Here is an 8371-nt window from a genome sequence, read left to right as displayed (position 1 = left end):
GTGAAAAAAGCAAGGAAACTCGGAAGAGTTTTGATTCTTCGATCCAGTTTTGAGTGAGCAATACTTACTCAATTGAATAGTGTGGTGGCGATAGCGAGAAGGATACACCTGTAACCATGCCGAACACAGAAGTTAAGCTTCTTAGCGCCGATTGTAGTGAAGGGTTTCCCTTTGTGAGAGTAGGACGTCGCCACGCAAGTTAACCTTATATCAAATATTTGATATAAGGTTTTTTTTTGTTTAAAAGTAACGGGATCAGCGATGAGTCTGCCAAAAACATGGTGCAAAAAATTTAGGTGACTTAAAATAACTTTTTTTGCGAAAAAATGATACACTGTTTATGAAGAGTTTTTAGGAGGGATAGTATGACTGAGGAGCTTAAAAAAGAACAGGATCCAGTAGACAATGAACGTAACGAAACGTCGTCGGCAGTTCCATTTACAGAAATCAAAGAAGTCGCTTCAAAAAATATTGGTCAGATGCTTCAAGACCTGCAAGCGTTCGAAACAGCGATTGAAAAGGAAGACATTCCGGAGATTTATCGAATCTACAATGGCCGCCTGCATAAAGAATTGAAAGAAACATCCAATCAAAATCATGAAATCGATGAGTTGCTGGCGCGGAAAATCCATGACAGTTTTGTCGCTACTTTTCCATTCATGATACATGCCGACCGAATTTCACCTACGGTTCATTATTATAAAATAGGTGAATACTACCATGAACGTCCGACAATTGGCATTGATGCCAGTGTTCCAGAAATCTTTGTGATTCCTGCTATTGATGATGAGTGGCGTAAATTTCAACGCGGCAATCGTGATATGCTGACAGCCATTGAACAACAGATGGATAATTTAGACGCCAAAGCCATTGCGGCTCAATCCGAGATTCAAAAACTGCAAGAGGAGATCGATCGCATTAAGCGTAGTGAAAACGAGTTGTCAGAATCAAAAGGATTTTTTAATCGCGGAAAAATCGATGAGGAATTAGAATCATTAGTCCAAGAACGAAAAAAAGTAGAAGCGAAACAAAAAGAATGGTCTCGCTATTCCCAAAACGAACAAGACGTGCTTCTTGAAAAAGAACGATTAATGCAGCAATATCACGCCTTGCGCTTAAAAAAGGCAATCGTCGAAAAAGAATTTCGTCAAATCGATCACTATTTTGGTTCGCTGCAAGAGATGAACGAACGATTGCAAGCTTTCTTAATGAGCTATCTAGGAGAGGAGTCGATCGCAGATGAATAATGAGGAAGAAAAAACGCCCCTAATGAAAGAACAAACAGAAGATGGGATTCGCGAAACAGCTACGTCAAAGAGCGAACTGGAAATAATGGAAACAAATGAGTTGGCAACCGCCGCTGATGAACTAAAAACAGTTGAAATAGAATCGGATGAGCTTGAAGCAACGGCAATTGATCAGGAAGACTTGTACCAACAATCTGCTGAAGAAGGCCATAGCGAAAGGCTAATCATTGACTCTACAGAGTCTGCAGAGCTTGAAATACCTGAAGAACCTGGAGAACCTTATGATGAATACTATGAAACGAAAGAAAGCGATCATCAAAGAATTGAAAGCTTGATTGAACAAGCAGAAAATGAATTAGCAGATTTGCGCTTACGCAAAGCCATTATGGAAGCTGATTTTAATGAATTGTGTCATCACTACCAAACATTGATCATTGGCAACCAGAATATTTCAATTATCGCTAAAAAGACGTTAGTGGAATACTATGCTTATGAATTCTTGAAACCCTTGCGATCGATTGGATTGATGCCAACCGACAACTACGATGTTTGGAAAACAAAGCACTTCTTGGTAAAGTTTCAATTGAATGAAGAAAAAGCAATGGATTTATATTTTAAATTGAATCCGATCAATTCTCAATATGAATCACAGTACTTGCCGCTACTCACGATTTATTCTGACACACGAGAAGTGCGGGTCAACGACCATCAAATCTTATATCTATTGCGGCAATGGTATACAGATAAAATATTTACGGTCAATCAATTGTCACTGTTTAATTACGATATCAATTTACTCTTAACTCATTTTCGCGCATCTTCATTTATGGTTTCACCAAGTCTCATTGATAATACGCAAGAACTTGCAGTGGATTTAGAGACTGAGTTTCCGATCACAACAGACATTTTGGACCAAATCTTTATTACTACGATGGAAAATCAAGACTATGATTTTGTCAAAGCAGAGTATGAAGACTATGAGATCTTCTTAGATAAAAAACAACGCTTGACGATTCGGATGGCTGATGATCGGACCCATTTGTTTATTGATTCAGATCGAAGAAAACGTTCCTTGTTAGATTTCTTCACTTCTTACGAATTTTTAGTTCCATTAGTAGTACCTAGTTATTCGCATTAAACAAGCATAAGAGCTAAAATAATCATTAAGGTTATTTTAGCTTTTTTTAGGAGAGGAGAATGATGTAATGTTGAATCGTGCGATCGGATTTTATGAGGGAATGCCTTTAGATAACAGCAATGTTTTTCAAACGAAAGATTTGGACATGCCTTCAATAGGAGCAAATGATCTATTGATAAAAGTTGAAGCCGTATCGGTCAATCCCATTGATGCGAAGCGTCGCCAAACGACGACCAAATCTGGTCATTTCGTGATCCAAGGATATGATGCTTGCGGAATCATTGAAAAAGTTGGCGATCAGGTCACAGAATTTCAAGTGGGCGACCCGGTGATGTACAGTGGAACAACACAGCGAGACGGGGCGAACCAGAAATATCAAGCGGTGGATGCACGCTTAGTAGCGAAAGTCTCTTTAGAAAATTTAGCGGAATGGGCAGCATTGCCTTTAACAAGTATCACTGCCTGGGAACTTCTATTTGAGAAATTTGGGTTGATTCCTAAAGAAAAAGCCAATCAAGGAAAACTATTGATCATCAATGCAAGTGGTGGAGTGGGATCGATTGCCGCCCAGCTGGCACATTGGTCCGGGCTTGAAGTATATGGCACTGCCAGCCCCACAAATCATGAATGGCTAGATAAAAATGGGGTAGCGCACCCACTCGATTACCATTACCCGCTACAAGATCAGGTTGAAACCACCTTTGACTATATTGCTGTCTTTTATGACATTTCCGATTACATCGATCAATTTGCTCAATTGATCCGCCCATTTGGTAAAATCGGAATGATCGTTAATACGCGCGGTCCATTAGATCTTAACCCATTTAAAAATATCGGAGTGGACTTTTACTGGGAATATATGTTTGCAAAAACCGATTATCAAGTGGATTTGGCTAGTCAAGGAGCGATCTTAAAAAAAATTGTTGATCTAGTCAATGAACAAAAAATCCATTCTACGATCACCACCTGTTTTGAAACAGGCCTGACGATCGAAAATTTGATTGAAGCAACCGCATTAGTAGAAAAAGGCAGTCCAGGGAAGGTAGTCATCTCCGGAGGATTCCATGAGTGAGGAACAAGAATTTTGGGATGATTTTGCGGCAGAATATGCAGAGATCCAGCAAGAATCACAATTAACGATTGCTGAGGATCTAGCAACATTTTTAAAGACAAACGGAATTTTGCCAATAAGCTCTTTTGTTGATTTAGCTGCGGGAAGTGGCCGCTATATTCCAGCGATTTTACCTGATACAAAGCGTTATTTGGCCATTGATTTTTCAGTGGAAATGTTGAAAGCAGCTAGACGTTATGTAAAAGATCCTCAACAAAAAGTAGACTTTCGACTGCAAACACAAGCAGAGTTTCTTGCTGATAAGACCACCTATCCCTTGATATTTACTGCAATGAATCCAGCGTTGACCGAGAAAGGTCAGCTGATTTCTCTGGTAGAAAAAAGTCGTCGCTTATTGATTTTGCGGATCGTTCGGACCAAAGAAAATATCTTTCAACCACTGGAACAGAACGATCACAAAGATGAAAAGCTACTTTCTGTCTATAAGAAATGGCTTCTGGAAGAACAAATCAGTTTTTCTACTCATCTTTTTTCTTATGCTTATGAAGAAATCATTGATCGGGAATTTTTTTACCGCTATTTTCAACAGGATATTCCACAGTCAGAATTGCTGCAGCTAAGCCGTTCCCTTTTTGGAGAAAAGAAAAAAGCAATTAGTAAGACGGAGATCGATTATGAGCTCCTAATCGTTTGAAGGCAAGCAGTTGTCCTGTATATTCAGGGACAGCTGCTTGCCTACTAGTGCCTATTAGCCTATCCCTAAATAGAGATAGCCGATTGAACCGATTATGAATAAGTAAAGAATATTCACCATATAGAACTTGTGTTGGAATCTTTTTTGTTCTTGAGGGAGAGCTTGCTTGATCAATTTGTAACCAATCAAATTCGCTAGCGAAGCAATCAATGTGCCCAAGCCACCCACATTTACCCCCAACAAAACAGCTTTCTTGTAGGTTGTAAAAGGAGCAATCAGAATCGCTGCTGGGACATTGGAAATCACCTGAGAAAGGGTGATGCTGCCTAAAAAGGCTTGTTGTTCTTTTTGGAAGAAGGGTTGGATCATTTCAATCAACTTGTCTTGTTCGTTGATATTTCCGATAATCACAAAGAAACAAGCGAATGTGACTAAGAGACGGTAATCCACTGAACGAAAGAGCTCTTTTTGAAAAAAATAGACCACGAATGCTACGATCGATGCCGAGAGGACGAAAGGAACGACATGAAAGATTCCCAAAATCATCAGTGCCATTAAACCAAGATAAAGTACCGTGTATTTTTTCTCAAAAAAATGCGTGGTTTTTTTGATGATGAGAGGGGATGCTGGCAATAATTGAATGGATCCTACTAACAGAGTTAATGATAGGACAACCATCATACCTGTCGTTTGCAAAAAAGTAGTCAAAGGTAAATTATAAAAAGAAAACAAGAAGAGATTTTGCGGATTCCCAAAGGGAAATAAACTGCTGCCTAAATTAGCGGCTACAATCAGGTAAACTGCGCCGAGAAGAACGCTTTTTTGTTCCTGAATGCCTTTGGTGATCAGAAGATACATAGGTAGTAAAGTCAGGATCGCCACATCGTTCGTTAGTACCATCGAGCTGAAAAAACTTAATAAAACAATCGTTCGAATCAGTGCTCGGAGAGAATGACTCTTAGAGAGCAAACGTTGACCAATGAAATTCAACAAACCGGCTTTTTCAAGCCCATTAATAGTCAGCATGAGACCAAACAAGGTCAAAATCACTTGAAAATCAATAAAGTGGACATCAAAACGTCCAAATGAACTCGCAACAAGCGCCAAAAAGAAAGAAATCGTAAATAATAAATCGCTTTGGAAAAAGAAGAATATTTTTTTTAACATGCGTGCTCCTTTCTTTCAAATTTTACCATGGACTCTTTTAGAGAAGCAAAGAAATATTCTTGGTTTTGACATATACTGTGAAATCCTATCGCTCAATATGGTTGACAAACGAAGCGTTTATTGGGAAATTAGAACTAGACTGAAAAAGGAGCAGAATCGATGAATTTGATGCAACTATTAGAAAAAAATCAGCAAGTCCATTTTCAGATACTGACCATCTTCTTTCAGCATGGTTCAGAAATTTCCTATAAAACTCTTGCAAATAAGTTATCCATTTCTTCACCGACGCTCCAAAAGGAGATTCAGCATTTGAGTGACAATCTTTCTGTTTTCCATGCAGAGGCATTGTTAGAAACAAAAGAGAATGATCGTTTGTATTTAACATTACCGCTTGATTTTTCTATTCAGCATTTTTTTTATGCGTATTTATCAGAAGCGGTGGATTTTCAAATTATTGAATATCTCTTTTTCCATCGCGAAGGATCGACAACGAAACTCATGTTGGATTTGATGCTTAGCGAGGCCTCGCTTTTTCGTCATTTCAAATCGATCAATCACTTGTTGGAGGAATTTAGTCTTCAATTGAAAAATAAGAAACTGATCGGCGATGAGCGCCAAATCCGCTTTTTCTTTTATTCGTTTTTTTCGCAGAGTTATCCGTTAGCAAAAATCAATGAAACCTTTAAGAGTCCAGCTATTCGAAACTTGATTCGGGTGATTGAACAGCAACTTGGCTTATCAATTGATCCACGGAATAATTGGAAATTGGTCTTATGGTTTGGTTTGATGGAAGCCCGTTTCGATTTTAGGAGTTCCCAGCAACATGAGTCATCGAAAGGCCTCTTAAAACAAGTAGAAAATGATCCTACTTTTCAAGTGCTACGAAATATTTTAGGACGTTATCTCAGCCGTTTTGCCATTTCGTGGAGTGACTACGAAGCTGTTTACCTCTATTTGTTTTTGATGATGGAAGGATTAGTAGTCATGGATCACCAGCAGGACACTGATTCGGAATTTATGCTTGATTTAGCCGCTGAGAGTCAAGTATTGATGAAAACTTTTGCGGATGAATCTCTTGATATACAAGTTCATTATCCAGAAATCAGTCGTTTTTTAGCAATCATCATTCTTAGAGCACGCTACTTGAAGGGCGCATTGACTTCATTTGCCGATTTTCCTCCGCATTTTTTGCGGGGAACCATCACGGAAGTAGCGAATCAAGTAGTTGAAACATTGGCACAAGCCACTGGGCCTTTTTCTGAGGAGAAACAGAGAAAGCTCATCCATGATTTGTCGTTTGTTATTGAATGGTTGCAAGAGAAACAACAAAAAGAGCTGAAAATCGGTGTTCTGCTGTCTCAAAATCAATTACGTACGGATGTTTTGCGGCGGTTTTTGGCCAAACAGCTTTCTGGGTATCCTTACATGCAGGTGGAAACTGCACAAGCAACCGATTATGATCTACTGATTGTGGATCAACCGCAGATTGCCGAAAACTATCACTTCAAAAAGCTCCTGGTCTTGACAGGTGTGATCGATCGTTTTGAAGAGCAACGGCTGCATCAAGTGATTGATGAAATTCGAAGGGAAAATCTTGAAAGTGAGTTGGAGAAGTTATGAGGATTGTCATTATTGGAGGCTCTCATGCTGGTATAGCAGCAGCCCGCCATTTAAAACAGATGGATGATAAAATTGAAGTGATCATCATTGAAAAATCCAATGTATTGGGCTATATCGCTAGCAGTTTGAACTTAGTATTAGAGGGATATATTGAGCGTCTAGAAGATTCCCACACTGCTACTGCCAGTGAATTACTGTCAGAAGGGATCAATGTGATGCTCAATAGCCGCGTCGTAAAGATTGCAGCGGCAGAAAAAAACGTTTCTTTTGAAACATCAACGGCTAGTTGTGTTGAAAAAGACACGATCTCATATGATTATTTGATTTTAGCTATGGGGTCCAGTAATTTTCGGAATGCTTTTACGGAAGAAGTCAAAGAGCACATTACCACGTACAAAACGATTGCCCAGTCTCGAGCAGCTCTAAGCAAAGTACAGGAAGCCAAGAAAGTGGCCATTGTGGGTGCCGGTCTGATAGGTTTTGAATTAGCGGAATCACTAAGTGGACAGGATAAAGAGGTCTTCTTGATTGATCGGATGGATACTTTGCTTTTCCGCTACTTCGACCAAGAGATTTCTCAGATTTTGATCGAACGTTTTCCAGAAAATTTACAAATCTATCTGAACAGCAGCGTGGTCGCAGCAAAACAAACTGCGAACGGAGAGCTGGCGGGAATTGAACTTGCCAATGGCACTTTTTTGCCAGCGGATATCGTTGTCTATGCTGTCAATCCAAGACCGAATGTTGACTTGGTCGCTGACTTTCTGAAGTTGAACCCAGATGGGACGATCGACACCAATGAATTCTTGCAAACTTCCGATCCAAGCATTTATGCTGTCGGCGACTTAGTCTCGATCCCATTCAATCATTCAGACAGTTCCCTCTATGTACCGCTGGTGACCAATGCGTATAGAACCGGTATCGTCGCGGCAACAAATATTTTGTCTGCAAAAAAAATCCCTTTTCCCAAAATGCAGCGCACAGTGGTCAGCAAGCTCTTTGGATATTTTGTGAGCAGCTCTGGAATCAATGAAACGGAAGCACCTTATTATGGCTTTGACGTCGATTCTGTCACACGTACGTTCCATGCACGTACGTTTTTCGAAGTAGAAAATAATTTTGAAGTGACATTGAAACTGGTATTTGACAAGGAAACACGAGTAATCATGGGAGGGCAGATCATTACAAGCGATCGCGGCAGTTTGGAGATCATCAATACGGTCTCTACGTTGATCACATCTTACATGACTCTTGATCAATTGGCTACGATGGATTACTTTTTCAATCCAACGATATCTTTTCCGCTGCACTTTTTGAATCAATTGGCCATCGAAGGTCTCTTGAAATCTCATGTGAATTAAATGTGTTATATATTAAAAGTTTTTTTATTCGATAAACCTACGTTAAGAGTAGGTTTATCTTTTTTTTTGCAA

The 8371-nt window shown here is 39.5% G+C and carries 7 protein-coding genes and 1 rRNA gene; 7 read left to right on the top strand and 1 reads right to left on the bottom strand.

Annotated elements, in window-relative coordinates; translation table 11 throughout:
- The first annotated feature begins 80 nt into the window (after positions 1-80).
- From rrf to EG2_RS08665, 5 genes are all read left to right on the top strand, one after another.
- Positions 81-196: ribosomal RNA gene (gene rrf, locus EG2_RS08685) — 5S ribosomal RNA — on the top strand.
- A gap of 169 nt (positions 197-365) precedes the next feature.
- Complete coding sequence (locus EG2_RS08680) at positions 366-1247, top strand: hypothetical protein (protein ID WP_060814364.1); 882 nt, start codon at positions 366-368, stop codon at positions 1245-1247.
- Positions 1240-2385: a hypothetical protein gene (locus EG2_RS08675; RefSeq protein WP_249024263.1), complete on the top strand. Its 1146-nt coding sequence runs from the start codon at positions 1240-1242 to the stop codon at positions 2383-2385. Before EG2_RS08680 ends, EG2_RS08675 begins: the two co-directional genes overlap by 8 nt.
- 67 nt (positions 2386-2452) lie before the next feature.
- A complete protein-coding gene (locus EG2_RS08670; protein ID WP_003126746.1) occupies positions 2453-3457 on the top strand; it encodes a zinc-binding alcohol dehydrogenase family protein in 1005 nt (334 codons plus the stop codon).
- The gene (locus tag EG2_RS08665; RefSeq protein WP_060814363.1) at positions 3450-4151 is read left to right on the top strand and encodes a class I SAM-dependent methyltransferase; all 702 of its coding nucleotides are present in this window, start codon (positions 3450-3452) and stop codon (positions 4149-4151) included. Before EG2_RS08670 ends, EG2_RS08665 begins: the two co-directional genes overlap by 8 nt.
- 54 nt (positions 4152-4205) lie before the next feature.
- Here the strand turns inward: EG2_RS08665 and EG2_RS08660 are convergent, their stop codons facing one another.
- Positions 4206-5318: an SLC13 family permease gene (locus EG2_RS08660; RefSeq protein WP_060814362.1), complete on the bottom strand. Its 1113-nt coding sequence runs from the start codon at positions 5316-5318 to the stop codon at positions 4206-4208.
- Between the two features lie 159 nt (positions 5319-5477).
- Here EG2_RS08660 and EG2_RS08655 point away from each other — a divergent pair, with 159 nt between their 5' ends.
- Positions 5478-6938, top strand: a complete 1461-nt coding sequence (locus tag EG2_RS08655; RefSeq protein ID WP_060814361.1) for a helix-turn-helix domain-containing protein — start codon at positions 5478-5480, stop codon at positions 6936-6938.
- Positions 6935-8299: an FAD-dependent oxidoreductase gene (locus EG2_RS08650; protein WP_060814360.1), complete on the top strand. Its 1365-nt coding sequence runs from the start codon at positions 6935-6937 to the stop codon at positions 8297-8299. The genes EG2_RS08655 and EG2_RS08650 overlap by 4 nt, the downstream gene beginning before the upstream one ends.
- Positions 8300-8371 lie beyond the last annotated feature (72 nt).

The sequence above is a fragment of the Enterococcus gallinarum NBRC 100675 genome (assembly GCF_001544275.1).
Taxonomy (GTDB): Bacteria; Bacillota; Bacilli; order Lactobacillales; family Enterococcaceae; genus Enterococcus_D; species Enterococcus_D gallinarum.
Note: the sequence above shows the minus strand (reverse complement) of the source record. Positions and strands in the feature narration are given on the sequence as shown.

Excerpts from the sequence above, each read along its gene's own strand:
- EG2_RS08675 (WP_249024263.1), top strand. The coding sequence starts at position 1,240 with ATGAATAATGAGGAAGAAAAAACGCCCCTAATGAAAGAACAAACAGAA.
- EG2_RS08650 (WP_060814360.1), top strand. The coding sequence starts at position 6,935 with ATGAGGATTGTCATTATTGGAGGCTCTCATGCTGGTATAGCAGCAGCC.
- EG2_RS08660 (WP_060814362.1), bottom strand. The coding sequence starts at position 5,318 with ATGTTAAAAAAAATATTCTTCTTTTTCCAAAGCGATTTATTATTTACG.
- EG2_RS08680 (WP_060814364.1), top strand. The coding sequence starts at position 366 with ATGACTGAGGAGCTTAAAAAAGAACAGGATCCAGTAGACAATGAACGT.
- EG2_RS08665 (WP_060814363.1), top strand. The coding sequence starts at position 3,450 with ATGAGTGAGGAACAAGAATTTTGGGATGATTTTGCGGCAGAATATGCA.
- EG2_RS08670 (WP_003126746.1), top strand. The coding sequence starts at position 2,453 with ATGTTGAATCGTGCGATCGGATTTTATGAGGGAATGCCTTTAGATAAC.
- EG2_RS08655 (WP_060814361.1), top strand. The coding sequence starts at position 5,478 with ATGAATTTGATGCAACTATTAGAAAAAAATCAGCAAGTCCATTTTCAG.